The following is a 23,116-nucleotide window of genomic DNA, read 5'->3' on the forward strand; positions in this document are numbered from 1 at the left end:
CAGAGTTTGCCTGCATTAGGTCATCAGCCCATTACTGCGCTTAAAGGTGTTGGGGCAAAGGTGGCTGAAAAACTCCAAAATTTAGGGTTAAGGACCGTTCAAGACGTCTTATTCCACTTACCTCATCGTTACGAAGATCGGACACATATTTATAATATTGTAGATTTATATCATGGTATACATGCGACTATTCAAGGCGAAGTGATTCAAAGTGATATTGTGTTTGGTCGACGCCGAGCACTTGTTATCAAAATCAAAGATGCGTCAGGTATTATTACTTGTCGATTTTTCTATTTCTCTGCTGCACAAAAAGCCCAATTAACTCCTGGTACCCAAGTCCGCGCGTTTGGTGAATATCGCCGAGGCAAACATGCCTTGGAATGTGTCCATCCTGAATATAAAGTTGTTAATCCAAATGACGTAATGCCGGTGGCTGAAAGCCTTACTCCAGTATATCCCACCACTGAAGGCGTTAAACAAGTTACCTTGCGTAATTTGACCGAGCAAGCTTTGTTAGCACTAAAGCAAGGGGCCTTGGCTGAACTGATGCCCGATGGTATGTACGCCCAACAATTATCCTTAAGTGAAGCGTTACACATCGTACATCGTCCACCGCCTGATGTATCACTGCATTTGTTTGAAGAAGGAAAGCATCCTGCCCAGCAGCGTCTCATACTAGAAGAGCTTATGGCGCATCAATGTAGCGTGCTGAAGATGCGTGCCAATAATGAAGTCCAGCCTGGCTTTGCTATTGCCCAAGATGAAGCTCTGCAGCAAGCATTTTTGCAGACGTTACCTTTTTCACCTACCAATGCCCAAGCCCGCGTAGTGCGTGAAATTCAACATGATATGCAACAACCATATCCCATGATGCGTCTGGTTCAAGGGGATGTAGGATCAGGTAAGACACTCGTGGCAGCGCTAGCTGCACTTAACGTCATTGCTGCTGGCTATCAGGTGGTACTGATGGCACCCACCGAATTATTGGCCGAACAACACGCCCACAATTTTTCTTCATGGTTATCTCCATTGGGTATTCATGTTGGCTGGTTGGCTGGAAAGCTTAAGGGTAAGGCCCGCGATCAAGTATTGACGGCATTGGAAAGTGGCGATATTAATTTACTTGTTGGTACGCATGCGGTATTCCAAGAAAAAGTACAATATAAGAATCTTGCGATGGTGATCATTGATGAACAGCATCGATTTGGCGTACATCAACGCCTAGCACTGCGAGAAAAAGGTGAACAACAAGGGCGTTTTCCGCATCAACTCGTCATGACGGCTACACCGATTCCGCGTACCTTGGCGATGACAGCTTACGCAGATCTGAACACCTCGGTCATAGATGAGCTTCCACCTGGTCGCACACCTGTGCAAACTATTGTATTGCCTGCTGCACGCCGTGACCAAATCATTGCGCGGGTGCATAAGTCGGTAACTGAAGCAAATCGCCAAGTGTATTGGGTGTGTACTCTGATTGAAGAATCTGAGGTTTTACAAAGCCAAGCAGCCGAAGATACGTTTATTGCATTGCGTACAGCTCTAACTGATTTACGCATTGGTTTAGTGCATGGACGAATGAAACCGGCGGAAAAACAAACCATCATGGCACAATTTAAAGCTGCTGAGCTGGATGTGTTGGTCGCTACGACGGTAATTGAAGTGGGAGTCGATGTACCCAATGCCAGTCTGATGATCATTGAAAATCCTGAGCGGCTAGGATTAGCCCAACTACATCAATTACGTGGTCGCGTCGGGCGAGGTTCGATAGAGAGTCACTGTGTGTTGATGTATGACGGTAATTTATCCAAAACGGCAACTAAACGACTCGGGGTATTACGAGATTCGAATGACGGTTTTTATATTGCGCAAATGGATTTAGAAATTCGCGGACCCGGTGAGATCCTAGGGACTAAACAGACGGGTATTGCAGATCTGAAAATTGCAGATTTAGTGCGTGATGGGCATCTGTTAGAACAAGTACAACAACTCGCCGAACATTTATTTACCCATCACCCAGCTAATGCACAAGCCATGATTAATCGTTGGCTAGGCGCTCGGGAGCAATACACGAATGCTTAATGAACATATTATTCCACTGCGCATTTTGGTGAATGAACAACAAACACCATTATCGCTAATCAAATTTAATGATGTCCTTGTTGAAGTCGATTATTTAAAAGATCTTGCAAGTACTTACTCACTTAACTTTACTGGCTTAGCATCACTTTCAAAAATTTATGAGGCTCCGGCACAAGCGAACTTTGGCCAGCATGCATTGGTAACAATAGACCAAGCCACTGGTGCTTCAGCAGTGGGGTTAGCAGATTTATCAGACCCAAAATTACAGCCTCTGTGTGTCGATTTTGCTGCGGATGCATTACTGTATCGTAAAGATAAAGGCGGTGGTAAGAATGAAGCGATTGCTAAAGCAGTAGGTATCAAAGGTCAGTATTATCCCAGTGTGGTGGATGCGACTGCTGGATTGGGTACTGATAGCTTTATGCTAGCGGCATTAGGCTGTGATGTGACGATGCTAGAGCGGACTAACGTGGTCTGTGCTTTATTATATGATGGCCTAGTACGGGGTCGGGCTATGCCACAGAGTGCTGATATTGTGCAGCGGATGCAATTATTACCAGGTAGTGCTGTAGCACGTTTAGCACAACTCAAAGCAACCGACCAGAGTGTTGACGTGGTATACCTTGATCCTATGTTTCCTCATAAAAAGAAGTCAGCCGCAGTCAAAAAGCCGATGAAGATGTTTCAAACATTACTCGGACATGACAAAGATGCTGATGACTTATTGACACCAGCGTTGGCATTGGCAAAAAAACGTGTCGTGGTTAAGCGGCCGAATACTGCACCCTTCTTGCAAGATAAAAAACCAAGCATGCAAATCAAAGGTAAAAAGCATCGTTTTGATGTGTATTTATAGCAATCAAAGCAGCCACTTATCGTTAATTGCCTGCGATTTGCATCTCACTGATCAATACTGAGCCAGTTTGGATACTACCGCGTACTTCTATATCATTAGCAACCGCTTCGATATTCATCAGCATGGATTTGAGGTTACCGGCAATCGTGATTTCATGGACCGGATATTGGATCACGCCATTTTCAACCCAGAAACCTGCGGCCCCACGAGAATAATCACCTGTTACTCCATTGACGCCTTGACCCATCAGTTCAGTGACTAATAGTCCAGTACCCATCTGCTGTAACAACGCTGCTTGATCTGGCGCATTAGTAGAGATATACCAGTTATGAATGCCTCCAGCATGGCCATTCGTTTCTAGACCCATTTTACGAGCAGAGTAACTCGTTAACAGATAATGCTGTAATACCCCTTCCGTGACGATTTGCATGTCATTGGTTTGAACGCCCTCATTATCAAAAGGTGAACTTGCCAGTGCGCGTTTGACGTGCGGTTTTTCATCAATAGTTAACCAGCTAGGTAGCACTTGCGTATGTAACGAATCCATTAAATATGAGGATTTACGGAATAAACTGCCACCACTGATGGCACCGACAAAATGCCCAAACAAGCTAGAGGCAATGGTTTTATCAAAGACGACAGGATATTTGCCCGTGTTAATTTTACGGGCATCTAGACGTTCTATAGCATGCTTAGCTGCTTCACGACCAATGACATCCGGGGCGCCAATTTCACTACTAACCCGTGATACTTCATATGCATAATCACGTTGCATATCTGTTTCGGATTCACTTAATACGACACAGCTTAAGCTATAACGAGTACTGGGGTAGCCTGCAATTAAGCCATGGGAGTTCCCATAGACACGGCAACCAATATTGGCATTGTAACTTGCACCATCAGAGTTGGTAATTTTACTATCGTAATCTAGTGCGGCTTTTTCTGCGGCAAGCGCATCACGTAACCCTTGTTCGGTATCTAATTCAATCGGATGATATAAATCACAATCTGGGATATATGTGGCTATCTTGTTTGCATCAGCAATACCATTACAGTCGTCCTCACCAGTATGTTTGGCGATTTCGATGGCTTTTTGAACGGTGAGGGATAAGGCTGCTTTGGATAAATCAGCTGTAGATGCAGACCCTTTGTGACGACCGACATAGACTGAAATTCCTAGCCCACCATCATTGGTAAATTCAATATTTTCAACTTCTTGCATACGAGCGGATACGGCGATCCCTTGCACTTTAGACATGCTCGCTTCGGCCTCCGTAGCACCTTGTGCTTTGGCCATCGCTAATACGTCGCTAACGACTTCTTTAATGTCTTCGAGTTGCTGTTTTGTCTGCATATGTTAGTTTCACTATCCAAGTTCGAGGTTCCGTTGTTATAATAGAACCATATTCAAAAGAAAAAGTTAATTGTTATGTCCCACGATGAATTCACGCCCGTACCTGATGAAGATGATGGTTGGGTCAGTAAGACGCAACTCAAACAACAAGCCGATGCTCTGCATGATGTGGGCAAAACATTAGTGGGTCTATCTGCCGCAGCTCTAAAAACCATTCCAATGAATGAAGATTTAGCTGATGCGGTTGCTTTAGCTCAACGTATCAATAAGAAAAAAGACGGATATCGTCGTCAATTACAACTTATTGGTAAATTGTTACGTCAAACTGATGCAGAGCCGATTGAACATGCATTATCATTACTCAATGCAAAACAGCGTCAATCTAATCAAGCGTTTCATGCTATTGAAGTTGCTCGAGATGAACTTATTCAACAAGGTGATGATGCTATTCAAGCGCTGCTTCATCAATATCCTGAGCTTGACCGCCAACGTTTACGTCAATTAGTTCGTCAAGCAAAAAAGCAGGCGGAACAAAATAAACCACCAAAAGCATCTCGTGAGATATTTCAATATCTTAAAACGGTCATGCCGAGCGCATCATAAAGCCAAGTATTCAGTGGTCGGTTTGCGGTCACTGAATACACCAAATTTGAAATTCTACAGGTGCTTATTGAGTGCCACCCACTGTAATTTCATCTACTTTAAGACTCGGTTGACCTACACCTACAGGCACGCTTTGACCATCTTTGCCGCACACGCCAACGCCTTTATCTAATGATAAGTCATTGCCAATCATGGAAATTTTGCCCATCACTTCTGGACCGTTACCGATCAAGGTAGCGCCTTTAATTGGTGTGGAAATTTTACCATCTTCAATAAGGTAAGCTTCAGAAGTTGAGAAAACAAACTTACCTGACGTAATATCTACTTGTCCGCCACCAAAATTAGGTGCAAAGACACCTTGTTTTATCGTGCTTATTATATCTGCTTGGGTATGTTCACCGCCAAGCATGTAGGTATTTGTCATTCTCGGCATAGGTAAGTGTGCATAAGATTCACGTCGGCCATTACCGGTCGGTGCGACACCCATGAGTGCTGCATTATGTTTATCTTGCATGTAGCCTTGTAAAATACCGTCTTCGATTAATACATTGTATTGAGAAGGTGTCCCTTCATCATCGATAGTCATTGAACCGCGACGATCGGAGATCGTACCATCATCTACAACAGTTACGCCTTTGGCCGCTACTTGTTGTCCAATTTTACCTGAGAAGGTAGAGGAACCTTTGCGATTAAAATCACCTTCCAACCCATGCCCTACAGCTTCGTGCAACAAGACACCTGGCCAACCTGAGCCTAATACGACAGGCATATTACCAGCAGGTGCATCAACTGCTTCAAGATTTACTCGCGCCATATGCAATGCATCATCAGCAAGACGTTCATAAAAGGGTTTACCATTATCATCAGCCACAAAATAATCATAGGCAAAGCGCCCACCAGCACCGGAAGCACCACGTTCACGACGGTCGCCTTCTTCGAGTAATACTGAACAGTTTAAACGGATCAAAGGACGACGGTCAGTCGCTAAAGTACCATCGGTTGCAGCCACTAGAATCTCTTCATAGACACCGGTCATACTGACACTGACTTGAGATGCATTACTTGCTTGTTCTCGAATGTACTTATCTGTGGCTTTTAAGAGCGCGATTTTCTCGGCATCTTCCATTTGTAATAATGGATTATCACTCATATATTTTGCGTCCGCAGCTAGCGTGGCAAAGGGAGTGATTTTCTTTGTGACATTAACCGCAGGGGCAATGGTACGTGCTGCTTTTGCCGCATCGTGTAATGCCGCTACATTAATATCGTCAGAATACGCAAAACCGGTTTTCTCACCGCTAATTGCTCGGACACCTACACCACGTTCAATGTTGTAACTGCCATTTTTGATGATACCGTCTTCCAGTACCCAAGTTTCATGCTGAGAGGATTGAAAATACAAGTCTGCAAAGTTCACATCATGGGCACATAATAAGCCGAGTGTATCGTTCACTTGTGCTATCGATACCCCTGAGGCATCGAGTAAATTTGCTTGCACTGATGCAGTCACGTGTTCTCCTAAAAATATTGTCGGTGTTGTTGCACATTGAGTGCATGTTTTATCTCATGATGCCTGTTGGGATCACTTTTAGCAATCACAAATCCAGCCCCATTTTCAATCATATCTAAGACATCGCCCCAAGGGGAATAAATAGCAGAATGTCCGTAAGTATGTCGGCCATTGCAATGGCTACCACCTTGGTTAGCGGCAATCACATAACATTGGTATTCGATGGCGCGAGAGGCGAGTAAATGATGCCAATGCGCCTGACCTGTTTGATAAGTAAAAGCTGCCGGTACAACCAAATAATCAATAGCGTTTTCTTTTACCATCGCATTAAACAAGGTTGAGAAGCGAATATCGTAACAAATACAGATGCCGACACGACCAAATTCAGTATCTAAGACCACTACATCACTTCCAGGCATCGTGGTGGCGGATTCTTGGTATGTACCCGTATTGTCAGTAATACTGACGTCAAATAAATGTGTTTTATTATATTGAGCAACTAATTCACCAGACGGGTCAAAACACCAAGCGGTAGCGAACATTTTATTGGGATCTGGCGACGGGGTAGGGATTGAACCTGCAACTAGCCAAATATGATACGTTTTAGCAATGTCTGACAGTTTATCATGGAGTAATTGTTGCTTCTCATCTGAGAGTAACAACAACGCCTCCTTGTCTTTTCCACCAAAAAAGGCAAAGCATTCAGGAAGCACAATTAATGTGGGAAGATCATTATCCCAATTTTCTTGTGCGTGCTCAATTTGCTGGATAACTTGTACAAAATTATCATCAACATGAGGCGATGACACTAGCTGAATAGCGACAAGGTTTATCGGATGACTTGGCATAACTAATTATCCGTGGGTTGGATAATCGGGACTAAAGGCTGTTTATCCAATTCAGTGAGCGGTTCATCTTCGTCTAATACACGCTGTGCATTTGCCCGTTTTGGGAGATCGATTTCAGTGCTTTGACGTTCTAGTTCTGTGATGACAGGGGCATCAAAATTCCCCTTTATGGAATAATTAATATTAGAAAATACCTTTGTTGATGTCAGTACTTGATTCACCGCTAACGCAGCTATTGCAGTAGGCGGGTTGACCATGAAGTAAACTAAGGCTGGTAAGTTACCTGTGACATTCGGAGCAAATGATACTGTATAGTTAAGTTGTTGCTCGACTAAATCAGTATAGCCGGTGATCTCAATTTCACCAGCACCACCGTCTACAATCGTATCGTCAGTCAAAGCAATGCCATTTTCGATACTCATAGTGCCATTGATTTTGTCGTAGAAAAAGCCTTTAGCAAAGACATCTCTAAAATCTAAACTGAGCTTGCGTACTAAAGAATCTAAGGATAACAACGTGAATATCCGTGAGCCTTTATCACTGATTTCGGTAATGTAACCATCCGTTAATGACCAATCTACAGCACCGTTAACATTGGCAAAATCAAAATCAAACGGGGCGTTATCCCAGTTCAGTTCAACCTCGAAACTTGCCTGTGAGTCTTTAATCCCTGTCGAGAAGTTAAATTCATCTAAAAAGGCCCCAAAATCGTCACTTTCAATGCGCCCTTTAACAAAGGTTTTATCTGTCCATGTGCCGGTAAGATTAACACCACCATGGTCGTTTTGCGTACGTAATTGCGTAATCTCAAGCCCCTTTTCAGTGGGCTTTGTCTGCAGAATAACTTCGCCTAAGTAATTATCTAAGAATCGACATTGAGTACAGGTAAATGCGATAGGTGGGAGCTGCTGGGGTAAGACCCGCGGTGATGATACATATTCATTGTCAGAAAGGGCAACCCTTGGCTGAGCAGTCTCAAGCTGTCCATCAATATTATCGCTTGTTAACGCATTTAACGAGGTGACGTTGATATAATCGGCTTGGATATCGATACCACGACCTAGCCAATCGTTGTAAAAGCGAATCTCACCACGTGCCTCACGTGAATTGAGTTCAATTAACCAGTTATTATCAGCTTGTTTTGCTGTTGCGTTTACATCAGTAATCACTTGGTTAGCAAGCGTCATTTTCTCAGTCTGCATAAAGATGCGTTCAGGCGAGCCAAATAGTGGTGTACCGTTTCCATCCATGCCATTTAACAATTTACTAATAGTTTGATACCACAATGCGACATCTACTTGTTCAAGTGCTGCAGAGATACTAAAACCGACACCCATCCCTTGGAATTCACTCTCCCCTAAGGCTAAATGAGCGCGGGAAAACTGTTTTTCTTTATGTGGAATGATCCCATCAAAGCGGATCTCATTACCTAGCGTGGCATTGACTTGAGTCGCTAAGTTGGCGCCGGATAAACGGATTGAAAGTGGCATTATTACATCTTTGGTTTTAGCAAATGGCTCAGGTAACTCATGTGTGATGCCGACCAGATCGCTGTTAATAGTGAATTCGTAATCTACTCCCTTACGTTTTGGAAATAATAACGAGAGGTCACCTGACCATGTGGTGAAGCCCTTCACAACGTCTGCATACTCTGGACTAGCACGACTTGCTAATGCTGCGATATCCCAATCCCCGTCTAGGGTAGCATTTGCTTGGTAGCCGTCAGTTGTGGTATCTCCTATGAAAGAGAGTTTGATAGGTTGGTCGAATAATTCGGCAGAGAGTTGTTCGATTTCAATCTGTGCATTGGTAAATGCAACTTGTCCTTTAGCTTGGGTCAGCGCGAAATCCACATCTAAAAACTGCACGTAGTTATTAGGTAGATTTACCTTGCCAGTAACCATTATGTCAGCCGAGTCGAGTGGTATAGTAAGATTTACATCAGCACTTAATTCATTAGAGATAATGATGTTTTCAGTCAGTATTTTACCTAGAGAGTCTGCCATACTTGATTGTTGCATCAATGAGGCAAGCGCAAAACCCGTTCCTTCTCCTTTCGCATCGATGGTTAATACACTTTGACTATTTAGTCCTGGAAGGGTCGCATTGAGATCAGATAATGTGACATCTAATAATTTACCCGTCGGGGCTTGCATGGTTAAGTTATTATTTTCAAATGCTAGGTGCAGATCCATCTCACTTAAAGCTGGCCAATCAGGTGAAAAAGCAAATTCACCTTCTCGCATTGTCAGTTGGGCTTGAAAAATTCCATTGTTTCGTTCAAATGGAAAATCCTGAGCTGCACCGAACCATAATAGTTCGGCTTGGTCTACTCGACCTGTTTGGTTTGTCGTTGTTAATGCTCTTTTGAGGTAATTATACGTATTCTTTCCCATTAAATGAGTAGGTAAAAGTTTGACGACATGTTCAATCTTAGTGGGTGAAAAAGAGCCTTGTAATGCGAGCACATCAATATCAGCTCGATAAGAAAACGCTAACGCAGCGTCTACAAGGTCAGTATTGATAGTTAAATGCGAGGGTAGCATCGATACTGAGAATGGTGATATTTGGAAATATAACTGAGCGGTTAATGTTTCTAGTGCTAAATTCTGCGCGAGTAGCTGATCTGTCTGCAGTACATCATCTTGTGCTGTTAATGATATACCCATTTGCACTGGCGGGGCGTGCTTCACTGTGGTGTTAGTCAGATCCTGAAATGCATAAACATCTAGCCCAAGTGCGTTGATACCAGGTAGTGTTGTTTGTTCAAAAGCAACGGGGTTCAACGCAATATGAGCACCCCAATAATCACTATTTTTGAATAGTGATAATTGTTCCACAGTTGCCTTAGGTTCAGCCTGTTCAAACCATAACTGTTGCGTGTTAGGGAGAAAGAATTCACCTAGATGCCGAAGGGGAGTCACATCAAAAGGAGCGTCACTAGTGAGCGTCAATATTCCCTCTGCTGAACTATGGACACTAAAATCAGTAGAGATTATTTCATCATCAATCCCAATGACGACATTTTGTGCGTATACATGCCAATCTTGGACGTCAGGAACTGCCATGAAATCGATGTTTTGAATACTCGTCACCAGTGTATCGTTATCAGTTGACCAGCGTAATTGAGTCGGTGTGATTTGACCACTCACACGATTTAATTCAGATTGTGTGATAGTAAACCATGCGTTTCCTTGAGCGACACTCTCATCTAACGAAATATAACTGGGGAGATAATTAGCTAACAACTGACCAAATGCTATATTTTGTATTTCTAAAAAAATAGTGCCGTTTAAGTTACTAGCACTGCCTGTCAGTTGAGCTGAGAGTTGTGCGTTGTTTTGCGCATTGTTATTAAAAAAGATTTCACCTTGACCTTTATGTATTAAACCTTTGTTTAACCATAGTAAGTTGGCTATATCGATGCGTTGGGTTTGGTTATCAAATTTAAGATCAACATGTGAATCGATGACAGAGAAATATTCAAGGCGATGTAGCAATATATCTTTGAGTAATTGCGGTAAATTGGGGTCTGTGTCAGCTGCTTGAAGCGCAGAGATAGCGTCATTTTGGTCTGGTGAGGTTGCAGCGCGACTGATGTCCAAATCAAGAGCTAAACCTTGTAGTTCAAACTTATCAGTCACGATATCCCAGCTCAACAAAGACGCCAGCATATCTATCTCAACATAAATATTTTCTAATGTGAATTCAATTGATTGTGAGGTGTTATTCGTTTCTTTTAGCGGCCGTAAAGCGACCTTATGAAGGCTGAGACGTGGACCACTGCCTGCCCAATATCCTTCAATCTCGGTAATACTGATATCGGCATTTAATTGCTGTGAGAGAAAAGTAGAAACATATTTGTTCACTTCATTAGTATGCGGCAAAGCCAAGCGTATAGCGGTTAAAAGCACAGCAAAACACACCACGATCACGGCACTGGTGCGCCAGATCACTGATAGGGTTTGGTATAGCCATGTATTTTTGCTGCTGGTACTCATAAATTACATCATTACCACATCGAATTTATCTTGGTTATATAAATGTTCTGTTTGGACATTGATTTGTTTCGCGACAAAAAGCTCAACTTCTGCCAACATCGCCGATTCTTCCCCCATTAAGGCTTCAGCAACCGCAGGGGATGCATAGACAACAAATTTATCAGCATCATAAGCACGATTCACTCTAACAATTTCACGCATTACCTCAAAGCAAATCGTTTCAATCGTCTTAATTGAGCCTCGTCCCTCGCACACAGGACAATCTTCACATAGCGTATGCTCAAGACTTTCACGTGTACGCTTTCGCGTCATTTCAATTAACCCTAAGGCGGTAAAACCATGAATATTGGTCTTGGCACGATCGAAACTACAAGCATGGGTTAATGATTGTAAGACACGTCTTTGGTGGTCAGGTTCCGTCATATCGATAAAATCAATTAAAATCATCCCTCCCAAATTACGTAAACGTAACTGACGAGCAATCGCCTGGGTCGCTTCTACATTAGTATTAAAAATGGTTTCTTCTAAATTCCGATGACCGACAAATGCGCCAGTATTAATATCTATGGTTGTCATGGCTTCAGTTTGATCAATGATCAAATAACCACCCGACTTAAGATCTACTCGTCGTTTTAAGGCGCGTTGCGCTTCATTTTCGACATCATATAAATCGAAAATAGGTCGTTCACCTTTATAGTATTCAAGTTTATCGTGTAACTCAGGGACATATTCTTGTGTAAATTCAACTAGCTCATTAAATGAGAGTTTGGAATCAATGCGAATTTTTTCAATTTCAGTTCCCGTAAAGTCTCGGATAACACGACGAGCTAGCGGTAAATCCTCAAACAACACATTGTTGGCTTTGGTTTTCATGCGGGTTTGAATAATGTCCCATAAACGCTTAAGGAACTCAGCATCAGCTTCCAGCTCGTGTTCGTTTACCCCCTCAGCAGCCGTGCGTAAAATGAATCCGCCATTTTCATCACAAAATTTGGATACGATATCTTTCAAACGTTCGCGCTCATCTGCGTCTTCAATGCGTTGCGAGACACCAACATGTGTCACCGAAGGCATAAAGACTAAATAGCGTGAAGGAATAGTAATATCCGTAGTCAATCGGGCCCCTTTAGTCCCAATTGGCTCTTTGACGACTTGGACGACAATATCTTGTCCATCCCGAACTAATTCACGAATATCTTTTTTAGTAATGTGATTTGGATTAACATCATCGACGACTTCATTATGGATCACGATATCGGATGCATGTAAAAAAGCGGCCTTATCAAAGCCAATATCCACAAATGCAGCTTGCATTCCGGGGAGTACTCGTGAAACTTTGCCACGGTATATATTCCCAACCAAACCTAGTTTAGTATGCCTCTCAATATGAATTTCTTGCAAAATACCATTATCGATTAATGCGACTCTAGACTCAGATGGGGTAACGTTGATTAATAACTCAGCACTCATATTCTTATAATCCTTGACTTAAGACGATATCACGCCAGCATCTTGTAAGCATAATACGGTTTGGGCTAATGGTAAGCCAACAATACCACTGTAGCTACCATCAATATGCGTAACAAATTGGCCACCCATCCCTTGAATCGCATAACCACCGGCTTTACCAAGCGGTTCACCTGTTTCCCAGTAAGCTTCTATTTGTTGAGTTGATACTGTTGCAAAGGTAACGGTTGAAGTCACCACACTTTCAGTAATTTTCATCTTAGTATTGATTAGAGTTGCGACACATATTGCCGTGATAACTTCATGGGACTGACCTGATAATAGGTTCATCATTTCTGTAAAATGCGCTTTATCGGATGGTTTACCTAAGATTTGGCCATCGATATGAATACTCGTATCACTCCCAAGAATATATTTATCGCTATGAGAACCTGCTATAACACAGGCTTTTTCCCTAGCGACTCTTTGGACATAATCATGCGCTTTTTCATCATGCAGTACCGCTTCATCAATATCAGCTGGGATTTGGTCAAAATCGACCCCTAATTGACTTAACAGCTCAACACGACGTGGTGAGGCAGAGGCAAGCACTAGTGGGTGATATTGCTGGTAAAGTTGAGTCATGATAAACCCATCTGACGACGTATTTTACGTAATATCCAAAATAACCAAGGCCACAAAAAGACAGTGGTGACGATTGGCCAAAAATAACTGAATTGGAAATACACATTAGTCAGCCAATGTTGTAACCAAAAGATGATTAAGTTGTATAACGCGGTTAAAAGGCCAAGTAAGACCATTTGCTGCCACACCGAATAATTACGTAATCGTTGGTAATGTAATGAGGAAATATAAATGACCACCACTAATGCTAAGCTGTTCAGGCCTAAACTGTAACCCAGTAAAATATCTAATATGACTCCGCAAGCAAACGCTAAACCAAGGTTGACTCGCTGTGGTAAGGCGATATTCCAATACACTAATACTAATAATAGCCAGTCAGGTCTATACATGGCTACGTCTAAAGGCATCGGTATTACTTCGAGTACTAAAGCGATGAATATGGACAAATAAATAACGTAGCGTTTATTCATTTAAATCCCCTTTAATCACTCTGTTTTCCGTTGCACTTAATGGTGCCAATGGCATCTCTTGTTGACCTAAGAGTAGCAGATAACGAAGTCTATCTAACCGGGCCAGAGGAGTGGCTTTAACCATAGCAAAAGGGCGACCTTCATCACGTTTAATTTGTGAAATCACTGCTACTGGATATCCTTCTGGGAAGACATTGCCCAGTCCAGATGTAATTAAAATATCACCTTCGGCTACATCGGCACTATGAGGTACATGTTTGATATTTAAGAGATTCAGTTCACCACTGCCGTTTGCGATAAGGCGTAAATTATTACGTAAGATACGCACAGGAATGGCATGCGATAAATCAGAAACCAGTAATACGCGAGAGGTCGTTTGTGCAACATCGACAATTTGGCCCACGACACCTTGGTCATCAATAACCGGTTGGGTATTAAATACACCGTTAATACTGCCTTTGTTAATGAGTACCTGCAAGGAGTAAGGATTATTATCCACAGCCATCAGTTCGGCGACTTTTTTGGGCAAATTCGTTTGGATCGGGGCATCAAGTAATTTACGGAGCTGTTCATTTTCAGCTTGTAAACTTTGATATCGTTGATTATCGGCTTGCAGTATAACTAGTTGTTGGATTAACGCTTCATTCTCTGTGATAAGTTGCTCTTGGGAAATAATTCTATCGGTACTAGCATCGAGAAATACTGCAGGTAAGCTCGCGATATATTGCACTGGGGAGACGAGCGTGGTCAGTAAGCTGCGTAAAGGTTTGAAAACGCCATAAAGGCCGTCAGAGATAAGCAAGCCGAGAGAAAGCACGACTACAATTAATAATCGGGATTCTAAAGTGGGACCACGGTTGAATATCGGTTTCATAATAAAAAAGGCAACCCATCGTTGCCTTTACTCTTTATTCTGGAGAGAATAAGTCGCCGCCGTGATGGTCGATGAGATCAAATGCTTTACCACCTCCACGAGCGACACAAGTAAGCGGATCATCAGCAATCACGACAGGGATACCGGTCTCTTCCATCAGTAAACGATCTAAGTCACGTAACAATGCACCACCACCAGTTAAGACCATACCATGTTCAGAAATATCGGAAGCGAGTTCCGGTGGAGATTGCTCAAGTGCTACCATTACCGCAGAAACAATGCCAGTGAGTGGCTCTTGAAGTGCTTCTAAGATTTCATTGCTATTGAGTACAAAACTGCGTGGGACACCTTCAGCTAAATTACGACCACGGACTTCTATTTCTTGGACATCTTCACCAGGATAAGCCGCACCAATTTCATGCTTGATACGCTCTGCTGTCGCTTCACCGATTAATGAACCAAAATTACGGCGGACATAATTAATGATGGCTTCGTCAAATTTGTCACCACCGATACGTACAGATGATGAATACACAACACCGTTGAGTGAAATAATCGCAACTTCAGTAGTACCACCACCAATATCCACCACCATAGAGCCGGTGGGTTCTGATACTGGTAATCCTGCACCAATAGCAGCCGCCATTGGTTCATCAATCAAATATACGTCGCGTGCCCCAGCGCCTTCGGCAGATTCTTTAATAGCTCGACGTTCGACTTGGGTTGAACCACAAGGGACGCACACGAGAACACGTGGTGAGGGACGTAGAAAGTTATTATCATGAACTTGTTTAATAAAATGCTGCAACATTTTTTCTGTTACATTAAAGTCAGCGATAACGCCATCTTTCATAGGACGAATAGCTTTAATATTACCGGGGGTTCGGCCAAGCATCTTCTTTGCATCACTACCCACGGCGGCAACACTTTTAGGTGCGCCAGCTCGCTCTTCTCTAATCGCAACAACGGAAGGTTCGTTAAGTACAATGCCTTGGTCTTTGACATAAATCAGTGTATTAGCGGTACCTAAATCGATGGATAAATCATTTGAAAATAAACCACGCAGCTTTTTAAACATGACAAGCCTTTATTCTGTAATTATTAAGGGTCTTAATATCTGACAAGCATTTTATGATATGTTTCACTTTAATGCATACTTTTTTAAGTGTAATTGATATAAAAAAGCCAGATAACATCAAGAAATGTGATATCTGGCTGTTTTTAATTGTTAGAAACGGTTGCTTCCTTAGAACGGAATATCGTCATCGTATTCAAAGTTTGGTTCTTGAGGAGCCGGTGTGCTAGGTGCCTGAACTGGTGCTTGTTGAGGTTTATTATACCCACCAGTTGCTTGTGGAGCCTGGTTTTGTCCACCATAATTTGATTGGGGCTGATTATATCCACCGCCTTGGTTGCCACCGCCCATACCGCCTTGACCACGGGAATCAAGCATTTGCATTTGATCAGCAATAATCTCTGTCGTGTAACGATCATTACCTTGTTGATCTTGCCATTTACGCGTTTGTAATTTGCCTTCGAGGTATACCTTAGAGCCTTTCTTTAAGTATTCGCCTGCAATCTCAGCTAAACGACGATACATAGTAATACGATGCCATTCAGTGCGCTCTTGCGGTTGTCCTTGTTGGTCTTTCCAGCTTTCGCTCGTGGCGACACTTAGATTAGCCACAACACCACCATTAGGTAAATTTTTAACTTCAGGATCGTTGCCTAAGTTACCCACTATAATTACTTTATTAACACCTTTTGTTGCCATGTTATACCTCGTTATTATTGCACTGCTTGTTGAGCTAATGTTAAATCGAATGTGTGCGGATCAACTTTTAAATAAGCTGCTCGCTCGTCCTCAACGACAGTGATATCTTTTATTCCAGCAATTGCCTGTAAACGTTCTGCCACTTCAGCAACTGAATATCGTGTGTCTTTGAGATTAAGTGTAACGCGTTTTAGGCGTTCATGGTGGCTTAAAAATGAAATAATTACCAGCCACAATATCCCAATCACTGAACACGTAGTATAGAGCGTATTTTCCGAAAATGAACTGATCAGGAGGCCAGAAATAGTGCCGCCTAAAAAAGCACCAAAAAATTGAAAACTGGCATAGATACCCATGGCACTTCCTTTGCTACCGGCTGGTGCGATACTCGATACTAATGCTGGAATATTGGCCTCTAAATAGTTAAACCCAATGAAAAATAATATAGCAAAAGCATATAACTGCCAGAGTGCTAATGAGTGTTCTCTCTCCCATCCAAAACCAATGAAACACAGTGTCATTGCAATAATGCTGATTTGCATGACTAATTTAGGATGAATTTTAGCGACACGCATTAATCCTAATAATCCGACGATAGATATCAGCAAAACAGGTAAATACCACGTCCATTGTTGTGCTAGAGCAATGCCTGTGGCACTTAACATTTGAGGTAGTTGTACAAATAAAATAGTAATCATCATATGTAATACGCAAACACTGATGTTTAACAGACGCAGCTGAGGATGAGTCAGTAATACACGCAATTGGCTAAAGCGTGGCAAAGTATCGGCACTTGGCGCTACATTAGTGGCGTTAGGTACTAAAAATAGGACCAATCCAATGCCAGTAATACTAAGCAATACAGTGATAAAAAAGATCCCACTTAAGCCATACATACCTGAAATAATGGGGCCCAAAATCAGCGCTAAATAAAAAGATAAGCCAATCGACACACCGATAATCGCCATCACCTTGGTGCGCTGTGACTCACGCGTGACATCGGCAGCAAGCGCCATAACCGCGCCAGCAATGGCTCCTGCTCCTTGCAGTACTCGACCAATAATTAACCATGTCATATCTGAAGCCAGACCGGCCACTAAGCTTCCTAATGCAAAACATAATAGGCCACCAATAATAACCGGTTTACGGCCAATTTTATCAGAGAGCATACCCATTGGTATTTGCAGTAGGGCTTGGGTTAGTCCATAGCCACCAATCGCTAAGCCAACTAATAGTGGAGAATAGTCGGGAAAATCACGTGCCAAGATCGCTAATACTGGCACGACCATGAATAGGCCCAGCATTCGAAGAATATAAATGGCTGCGAGGGTTAAAGCCGCGCGAAATTCCGTAGCGTTCACAGATATGACTACTTTTCATTATTAAAAAAGACACGCAGTTTAGCATATTTTTCGCGAAGTAAAATCTATGACCTGCAAAGCAAAAGTGCCAAAAAGGGTTTATGATCAAAACCGGCAAAAATGCGTATTGTATTTATTAATTTTAATCACCTTAATATGTCGTAATCTCAAACGATTCTGTCATACTACAGGTTTTGCATATTGAAACGGTTGCATGGATAAAATAGAAGTTCGTGGTGCGCGTACGCACAACCTTAAAAACATTTCCTTAGATTTACCGCGCGATAAATTGGTCGTTATTACCGGTCTTTCTGGTTCAGGTAAATCCTCACTCGCCTTTGATACTTTGTATGCTGAAGGTCAACGTCGTTACGTTGAATCTTTATCCGCCTATGCTAGACAATTTCTTTCTATGATGGAAAAACCCGATGTTGACCACATTGAAGGTTTATCTCCGGCGATTTCTATTGAACAAAAATCCACTTCTCATAATCCGCGTTCAACCGTCGGGACCATTACTGAAATATACGATTACTTGCGTTTGTTATTTGCTCGCGTTGGTGTGCCTCGCTGTCCTGAGCATGATGTACCACTTGATGCCCAGACCATATCCCAAATGGTGGATCGAGTGTTGGCGATGCCGGAAGGGACAAAGTTAATGTTACTAGCGCCTGTCGTTCAAGACCGTAAAGGTGAGCATTTAAAAACCTTAGAGGGACTTTCTGCACAAGGGTTTATTCGCGCTCGTATTGATGGTGAAGTCTGTGATCTATCCGATCCTCCGACACTTGATTTACATAAAAAACATACGATTGAAGTGGTCGTTGACCGGTTTAAAGTACGCGATGATTTACAGCTTCGATTGGCTGAGTCTTTTGAGACGGCGTTAGGGCTCTCTGGTGGAAATGCGAAAGTTGCTTATATGGATGACGCGGCGGCGGAGGAGATTATTTTCTCGGCAAATTTTGCTTGTCCGCACTGTGGCTATTCAATCAGCGAACTTGAACCGCGCATGTTCTCGTTTAATAACCCGGCAGGGGCATGTCAAACATGTGATGGACTAGGTACTAGACAATTTTTTGATCCCCTACGCGTGGTGAGTAATGATGAGTTGAGTTTGTCGGGTGGCGCGATTCGCGGTTGGGATAAGCGCAGTTATTATTATTTTCAAATGCTGCAAGCGGTGGCTGAGCATTATGAGTTTGACTTGAATACCCCCTTTAATGAACTTGATAAAAAATCTCAAGACATTGTTCTAAACGGGTCGAAGGGTCAAAGTATTAGCTTTAAATATATCAATGAACGTGGCGATATTATGCAACGAAAGCATCCATTTGAAGGGATCATCCCAAACATGGAGCGCCGTTACAAAGATACCGAATCCAATACGGTCCGTGATGAGTTATCTAAATACTTAGCTCAGCAACCTTGTTCTACCTGTGCGGGTTCGCGTTTGCGTCTAGAAGCTCGAAATGTATTTATTGAAAAGACGAATCTGCCCACTGTGGCGACCATGTCGATTGCCGATTCGCTGGCCTTTTTTAAAAATTTGGCCCTAACTGGCCAACGCGCAGCGATTGCAGAGAAGATCTTAAAAGAAATTCAAGACCGCTTAAACTTCTTAGTCAATGTGGGTTTGAACTATCTATCGTTAGAAAGAAGCGCTGATACTTTATCGGGCGGCGAAGCACAACGCATTAGATTAGCTAGTCAAATTGGTGCCGGTTTGGTGGGGGTCATGTACGTGCTTGATGAGCCATCGATCGGTTTGCATCAACGTGATAATGAGCGCTTATTGCAAACGTTGCGGCATTTACGTGATTTGGGTAATACCGTGATCGTGGTGGAGCATGATGAGGATGCGATCCGTGAAGCCGATTATATTGTGGATATCGGTCCAGGGGCCGGTGTACATGGTGGTCAAATTATTGCACAAGGCACGATGGAAGATATTAAAAACTCGCCTGATTCATTGACGGGTAAGTATTTATCTGGCCGTGAAGGGATTGCCATTCCTAAGAAGCGTAATAAAGCGAAAAATAAGCAATGGCTAGAGCTTACTGGTGCAACTGGCAATAACCTCCAAGATGTCACTTTGAAAATTCCAACAGGAGTAATGACCTGCGTGACCGGTGTCTCTGGTTCGGGTAAATCGACACTGATTAACGATACGTTTTATAAAATTGCCCAAAAAGAACTGAATAACGCCACTTTGGGTGAACCCGCGCCATATAAAACAATGAAAGGGTTAGAATTATTAGATAAAGTGGTGGATATTGACCAAAGCCCAATTGGTCGCACTCCACGTTCCAATCCTGCAACGTATGCTGGTATTTTTACGCCTATCCGTGAAATGTTTGCAGGCACGCAAGAAGCGCGTTCTCGCGGTTACAAGCCCGGCAGATTTAGCTTTAACGTTAAAGGCGGTCGTTGTGAGGCGTGTCAAGGTGATGGGATGATTAAGGTGGAAATGCACTTTTTACCAGATGTCTATGTGCCCTGCGATGTGTGTAAAGGAAAACGGTACAATCGCGAGACCTTAGAAATTCGTTATAAAGGTAAAAATATTCATGAAATCCTCGAAATGACGGTGGAAGATGCCCGAGATTTCTTTGATGCCATTCCTGCAATTAACCGTAAGTTACAGACGTTAATGGATGTGGGCTTATCTTATATTTGTTTAGGCCAAGCGGCGACGACGCTATCGGGAGGGGAAGCACAACGGGTCAAATTAGCCAAAGAGCTATCTAAACGAGATACAGGTCAAACATTGTATATCTTAGATGAGCCTACGACCGGTCTCCATTTTCATGATATTAAACAGTTATTGGAAGTGTTAACCAAACTGCGTGATGCAGGTAACACTATGGTGGTTATTGAGCATAATTTGGATGTTATTAAAACAGCCGATTGGATTGTTGATTTGGGACCTGAAGGTGGCTCTGGCGGTGGACAAATTATCGCCCAAGGAACCCCTGAAGAAGTAGCCGAGGTGGCAATATCTCATACTGGGCGCTTCTTGAAACCGATGTTGCAAGGATAGATGATGTTAACGGAAACATTTAAAATTCGGTTTTATGAGACAGATGCGCTGCGGCATGTGAATAACACGGTAGTGCCGCAGTGGTTTGAAACGGCGCGAGAACCTATTTTTAAAGTGTTTACCCCTGAGCTGGATTTGGCTAATTGGCCATTAATCGTTGCTAGTTTCACAGTCGATTTTGTCGCGCAAATTCATTACGGACATGATGTCACTGTCACAACGGGTATTGAGCGAATAGGGAATAGCTCATTTGTCGTGTATCAAGAGCTACATCAACAAGATAAACTCGTCGCTAAAGGGTCAACAACATTAGTTCATTTTGATTATCAAACGCAGCGCTCTGCTAAAATAGATGATAGTCAAAGAGCGCAGCTACTATCTTGGAAAGTGATACCGGTATAAGTACCACACTGTTTATTCGGCCTTACTCGTAAGGCTGAACTTCAACTCCTTCAAGTGTATAACCCACTGAGGCAATATCGCCACTCCAGCCTTTGGTTGATAAAGTACCAACGACCCAAACGGCATCATATAAATTATCAATAGGGACTCCGTCCTTGAATGTCACGTAGACGATTTGATTTGAAGGTGGGGGCGGGACATGAATACAAGCACCAAAATAAGGGACAAGTAAAAATTCAGTAGTGAGCTCTGCTGTGCCTTCTAAAGGGACTACAAACCCAGGTATCTTGACAAATTGACCGTTGAGTTCCTCGAGTACCGGTGCATTTGGCGCAGCTTGTGACATATTATTCATGTGGTCGACAGTGACTTCTGGTGCAATAAAACCTTTGGGTACCATATCTTCCCAATACAACTCAGAAGGCTTACTGGTGTTAGCTAATGCACTGGCGCTGGTCACAATGAGTAACCATAGACTGAGACACAAACGAATACTGTGGAGTGAACGATACATAGTAGGACTCTAATTATTTTTAATAATATATTGATTAAGAGATAGTATACGAAAAATATTGAGTAAAACCTAAAAAAGCCGCATATTTACGTCATATACGGCTTGATTATATTGGCGCATAACCAACTGATGATGCTGCAATCCTGCTTTATTCGTTGTTTTGAGTATCGTTGTAATAACCCAAACATGCTTCTACCTCATTGGCAGAACCAATAATCACAGGTACACGCTGATGGATCTCTGTCGGCATCACTTCCATAATGCGCCCTTGACCAGTAGAGGCTAAGCCACCTGCTTGTTCCATCAAAAATGCCATTGGGTTGGCTTCATATAGAAGACGTAATTTGCCTGGTTTATTGGGATTTCGTTTATCAAATGGATAGGCAAATATGCCACCACGACATAAGACCCGGTGAATATCACCCACCATCGCTGCGACCCAACGCATGTTGTAATCTTTACCGCGCGGACCATCGATCCCTAGAAGTAAATCACTTACGTAATCTTGGATAGGTTGTTCCCAATGACGTTGATTCGATGCATTAATGGCAAATTCGCTAGTATCTTTAGGTACTTGTAAATTGGCTTCTGTTACTAAGAAACCACCATGGGTTTTATCTAATGTATACAGGTGAGTTCCGCGACCAGTGGTCATCGCGAGCATCGTTGACGGGCCATACAAGACATAACCCGCGGCTACGATTTGGGTACCAGGTTGAAGGAATGCGGAGGGATCATCCGGCTCCATCCATTGGGGGGCATGAGTGATGGAGAAAATCGTCCCAATCAAAGAGTTGATTTCTGTATTAGAAGATCCATCTAAAGGATCAAAACTCACCAAATACTTACCTTCTGGATTACACGGCACCACATCATCTTCTTCTTCAGAAGAAATAGCTTTGACGTACCCTGATTCACTTAAGGTATCTTTGAGGATTTGGTTGGAAATAACATCAAGCTTCTTTTGGGTTTCACCTTGCACGTTTTCAGATAAGGTCGAGCCTAATACACCGGCTAAAGCACCTTGAGAAACACGAAAGGAGATTTCTTTACAGCCAGCTAAAAGTGTACGAATTAATAGAATGAGTTCGAGTGGAGCACCGTCTTGTTGTAGACGCGAATTGAGTCGCTTCATGAGTTAAAAACCTTTTTATGTTTATGTAGGGTACAGAGGAGCATAACTCCATCGGAAAGGTTTTTATTATTGTTGTACTTTCCCTGTATATCTAGTGTACCTATATTTACTGCAGATGTTAACCGAGATTGATATTTCAAAACCGTCTAATGGTAGGTTATGGGGCTAATATCTGCTAAAGTATGATATTGATTATTA

The 23,116-nt window shown here is 42.6% G+C and carries 18 protein-coding genes; 5 read left to right on the plus strand and 13 right to left on the minus strand.

The features are described from left to right. Window positions 1-6: 6 nt before the first annotated feature. Together recG and G2999_RS11865 are read left to right on the plus strand one after the other, a co-directional pair. Window positions 7-2,082 carry an ATP-dependent DNA helicase RecG gene (gene recG / locus G2999_RS04640; protein WP_029257386.1) on the plus strand — a complete coding sequence of 692 codons (2,076 nt, stop codon included), beginning with the start codon at window positions 7-9 and terminating at the stop codon, window positions 2,080-2,082. Continuing rightward, window positions 2,075-2,938 carry a class I SAM-dependent methyltransferase gene (locus G2999_RS11865; RefSeq protein WP_010179231.1) on the plus strand — a complete coding sequence of 288 codons (864 nt, stop codon included), beginning with the start codon at window positions 2,075-2,077 and terminating at the stop codon, window positions 2,936-2,938. The genes recG and G2999_RS11865 overlap by 8 nt, the downstream gene beginning before the upstream one ends. 22 nt (window positions 2,939-2,960) lie before the next feature. Here G2999_RS11865 and pmbA read toward each other — a convergent pair whose 3' ends face one another. Then, window positions 2,961-4,292, minus strand: coding sequence for a metalloprotease PmbA (gene pmbA, locus G2999_RS04650; RefSeq protein WP_010179233.1), 1,332 nt, complete (start codon window positions 4,290-4,292; stop codon window positions 2,961-2,963). Window positions 4,293-4,367: 75 nt separating this feature from the next. On the opposite strand from pmbA, the gene yjgA reads away from it, so the two are divergent. After that, on the plus strand, window positions 4,368-4,895 hold the full coding sequence (gene yjgA / locus G2999_RS04655) for a ribosome biogenesis factor YjgA (protein WP_010179235.1): 528 nt from the start codon (window positions 4,368-4,370) through the stop codon (window positions 4,893-4,895). A 64-nt stretch (window positions 4,896-4,959) separates the two neighbouring features. Here the strand turns inward: yjgA and tldD are convergent, their stop codons facing one another. The 10 genes from tldD to G2999_RS04705 form a co-directional block, all read right to left on the minus strand. Beyond that, a complete protein-coding gene (gene tldD, locus G2999_RS04660; RefSeq protein ID WP_010179237.1) occupies window positions 4,960-6,405 on the minus strand; it encodes a metalloprotease TldD in 1,446 nt (481 codons plus the stop codon). An 8-nt stretch (window positions 6,406-6,413) separates the two neighbouring features. After that, on the minus strand, window positions 6,414-7,253 hold the full coding sequence (locus tag G2999_RS04665; RefSeq protein ID WP_010179238.1) for a carbon-nitrogen hydrolase family protein: 840 nt from the start codon (window positions 7,251-7,253) through the stop codon (window positions 6,414-6,416). Window positions 7,254-7,255: 2 nt separating this feature from the next. Further along, window positions 7,256-11,254: a YhdP family protein gene (locus tag G2999_RS04670; protein WP_010179240.1), complete on the minus strand. Its 3,999-nt coding sequence runs from the start codon at window positions 11,252-11,254 to the stop codon at window positions 7,256-7,258. A 3-nt stretch (window positions 11,255-11,257) separates the two neighbouring features. Continuing rightward, complete coding sequence (gene rng / locus G2999_RS04675; RefSeq protein WP_010179242.1) at window positions 11,258-12,724, minus strand: ribonuclease G; 1,467 nt, start codon at window positions 12,722-12,724, stop codon at window positions 11,258-11,260. Window positions 12,725-12,742: 18 nt separating this feature from the next. Then, window positions 12,743-13,345: a nucleoside triphosphate pyrophosphatase gene (locus G2999_RS04680; protein WP_010179244.1), complete on the minus strand. Its 603-nt coding sequence runs from the start codon at window positions 13,343-13,345 to the stop codon at window positions 12,743-12,745. Next, entirely contained in the window at window positions 13,342-13,815 is a 474-nt protein-coding gene (gene mreD, locus G2999_RS04685) for a rod shape-determining protein MreD (protein WP_010179246.1), read from the minus strand. The genes G2999_RS04680 and mreD overlap by 4 nt, the downstream gene beginning before the upstream one ends. Next, a complete protein-coding gene (mreC, locus tag G2999_RS04690; RefSeq protein WP_010179248.1) occupies window positions 13,808-14,689 on the minus strand; it encodes a rod shape-determining protein MreC in 882 nt (293 codons plus the stop codon). Before mreC ends, mreD begins: the two co-directional genes overlap by 8 nt. A gap of 34 nt (window positions 14,690-14,723) precedes the next feature. Continuing rightward, entirely contained in the window at window positions 14,724-15,767 is a 1,044-nt protein-coding gene (locus G2999_RS04695) for a rod shape-determining protein (protein WP_010179250.1), read from the minus strand. Window positions 15,768-15,935: 168 nt separating this feature from the next. Next, window positions 15,936-16,463 (minus strand): single-stranded DNA-binding protein, encoded by a 528-nt coding sequence (ssb, locus tag G2999_RS04700; protein WP_010179252.1) that lies wholly within the window; start codon window positions 16,461-16,463, stop codon window positions 15,936-15,938. 14 nt (window positions 16,464-16,477) lie between these two features. Beyond that, window positions 16,478-17,824, minus strand: coding sequence for an MFS transporter (locus G2999_RS04705; protein ID WP_010179254.1), 1,347 nt, complete (start codon window positions 17,822-17,824; stop codon window positions 16,478-16,480). Between the two features lie 214 nt (window positions 17,825-18,038). On the opposite strand from G2999_RS04705, the gene uvrA reads away from it, so the two are divergent. Continuing rightward, window positions 18,039-20,867, plus strand: a complete 2,829-nt coding sequence (gene uvrA, locus G2999_RS04710) for an excinuclease ABC subunit UvrA (RefSeq protein ID WP_010179256.1) — start codon at window positions 18,039-18,041, stop codon at window positions 20,865-20,867. 3 nt (window positions 20,868-20,870) lie between these two features. Further along, window positions 20,871-21,269, plus strand: a complete 399-nt coding sequence (locus tag G2999_RS04715; RefSeq protein WP_029257387.1) for a thioesterase family protein — start codon at window positions 20,871-20,873, stop codon at window positions 21,267-21,269. Between the two features lie 22 nt (window positions 21,270-21,291). Here G2999_RS04715 and G2999_RS04720 read toward each other — a convergent pair whose 3' ends face one another. Further along, window positions 21,292-21,783 (minus strand): DUF3299 domain-containing protein, encoded by a 492-nt coding sequence (locus tag G2999_RS04720; protein WP_010179261.1) that lies wholly within the window; start codon window positions 21,781-21,783, stop codon window positions 21,292-21,294. Between the two features lie 148 nt (window positions 21,784-21,931). Then, window positions 21,932-22,918 (minus strand): class 1 fructose-bisphosphatase, encoded by a 987-nt coding sequence (locus G2999_RS04725; protein ID WP_010179262.1) that lies wholly within the window; start codon window positions 22,916-22,918, stop codon window positions 21,932-21,934. Window positions 22,919-23,116: the final 198 nt, after the last annotated feature.

Source organism: Glaciecola sp. HTCC2999 (assembly GCF_000155775.1).
Classification (GTDB): Bacteria; Pseudomonadota; Gammaproteobacteria; order Enterobacterales; family Alteromonadaceae; genus Opacimonas.